Genomic DNA, 1,274 nt, shown 5'->3' on the forward strand with positions numbered 1-1,274 from the left:
TGCTCCAGCAGGCGCGCCTCGATCTCGCCCAGCTCGATGCGCAAGCCGCGCAGCTTCACCTGGTGGTCGATCCGCCCGGCGTACTCGATCACCCCGTCGGCGCGGTAGCGCGCCAGGTCGCCGGTGCGGTACATCCGCTCCCCGGCCACGAACGGGCTGGCGACGAAACGCTCGGCAGTCAGCCCCGGACGCTGGTGGTAGCCACGGGCCAGGCCCCGACCGGCCAGGTACAGCTCGCCGAGCACGCCCACCGGCACCGGCTCCAGGTTGCCATCGAGGATGTAGCAGGCCAGGTTGGCGATCGGCCGGCCGATCGGCACCGCGTCCTTGCCCTCCTCCACGCAGGTCCAGTGGGTGACGTCGATGGCCGCCTCGGTCGGGCCATAGAGGTTATAGAGGCCGGCCTGCGGCAGCTTGGCGAACACCTGCTGCTGCGCGTCCGCCGGCAGCGCCTCGCCGCTGCAAACGATGCGTTTCAGGCTGGTGCAGGAGGCGACGTCTTCATCCTGCAGGAAGGCCTGCAGCATCGACGGCACGAAGTGCAGCGTATCGACCCCCTCGCGATTGATCAGCTCCACCAGCTTCGCCGGATCGCGATGGTCGCCCGGCGCGGCCACCACCAAACGTGCTCCGCTCATCAGCGGCCAGAAGAACTCCCAGACCGACACGTCGAAGCTGAACGGGGTCTTCTGCAACACCGTGTCGCCGACGCCCAGGCCGTAGGCCTGCTGCATCCAGCACAAGCGGTTGCTCAGCGCCGAATGGCGGTTGCCGGCGCCCTTGGGCTTGCCGGTGGAACCGGAGGTGTAGATGACATAGGCAAGATTCTCGCCGTTCAGCTCGACCCCTGGATTGTTCTCGGCATGGTTTTCCAGCCAGGCATCGGCCTGGTCCAGGTCGATCCGCTGCACACCTTGCGCCAGCGGCAGCTTCAGGTGCGACTGGCTGAGCAGCAGTTGCACGCCGCTGTCCTCCAGCATGTAGGCCTGGCGCTCCTCGGGATACTCCGGGTCCACCGGCACGTAGGCGCCGCCGGCCTTGAGGATCGCCATCAGGGCCACGACCATCTCGATGGAACGTTCCATGGCCACGCCCACCAGGCGGTCCGCGCCGATCCCGCGCTCGATCAGGGCATGCGCCAGGCGGTTGGCCCGGCGGTTCAGCTCGACGTAGTCCAGGCGCTCCTCGCCGAAGGCCAGCGCCGGCGCCGTCGGTGTGCGCTCGACCTGCTCCTCGAACAACCGGTGCACGCCGCGTTGCAGCGGGTACTCGGC

Annotated in this window: 1 protein-coding gene; it reads right to left on the reverse strand. The window is 68.4% G+C overall.

Features of this window, described 5'->3' with window-relative positions; translation table 11 throughout:
- Window positions 1-1,274, reverse strand: a 1,274-nt coding sequence (locus tag HMPREF3014_RS14245) for an amino acid adenylation domain-containing protein (RefSeq protein ID WP_177344978.1), incomplete at both ends; no start/stop codon positions are given.

This window comes from Pseudomonas sp. HMSC065H01, assembly GCF_001815235.1.
GTDB lineage: Bacteria > Pseudomonadota > Gammaproteobacteria > Pseudomonadales > Pseudomonadaceae > Pseudomonas > Pseudomonas aeruginosa.